Annotated in this window: 1 protein-coding gene; it reads right to left on the bottom strand. The window is 55.1% G+C overall.

Annotated features, from left to right (window positions below):
- Nucleotides 1–387, bottom strand: a 387-nt coding sequence (locus tag ACXJ5O_RS29025) for an RrF2 family transcriptional regulator (RefSeq protein ID WP_457302922.1), incomplete at its 3' end; no start/stop codon positions are given.
- Nucleotides 388–664 lie beyond the last annotated feature (277 nt).

The raw sequence follows: 664 nt of genomic DNA, 5'->3' as shown, positions 1-664 counted from the left end.
GGCTGGCGGCGCGCCGCCAAACAGAAGGCAATTCTCGCGCACATCCTTACAGTCGAAGAGATTTTTGCGGCCATCGATGGCATCGACAATATCGAGCACCGTTACCTCCCGTGGCTCTTTGGCAAGCCTATATCCGCCATTGATGCCACTGGTCGAAACAACGATCCCGGCTTTTTCAAGCCGCGGCATAATTCTCGCCATCAATGTCACTGGAACGCCTTGCAGTTCGGCAAGATCACGGCTGCTCACGGGCTTTGCACGCGGCTGGATCAAATACATCATGCAGTGGATGCCATATTCGACCGTCGCGCCATACAGGCTCGGCGGCCGGGCACTGTGGGCCGCTGTATCAATGAGATCCCTGGGCTTTGTCGGGTTGGTGTTCATAACACCTCTCCTACACGTCCGTGTTATAAAACGCCAGAGTTTTTTGTGCTGCGGACTTTCGTTCAGCGGACGAATCTACAAGGGGATCCGATGATACCAGGCAACTGGCCGGCGAAAACAGCATTGAAATCTGGATATCACAACACAGCCGGTGCGGACGACGCTCGCCATGAAATCCGATGGCCAGCTATGGCCTTTTTTCTGCAATCCACACATCACGCAGACACATCACGAAAATCGACTGCTCGCGTCCCGATCGCCAGCCCTCGTGTCACAC

The sequence above is a fragment of the Phyllobacterium sp. P5_D12 genome (genome assembly GCF_054049495.1).
The sequence above is the reverse complement of the archived record's forward strand: the minus strand, read 5'-3'. Positions and strand labels throughout refer to the sequence as shown.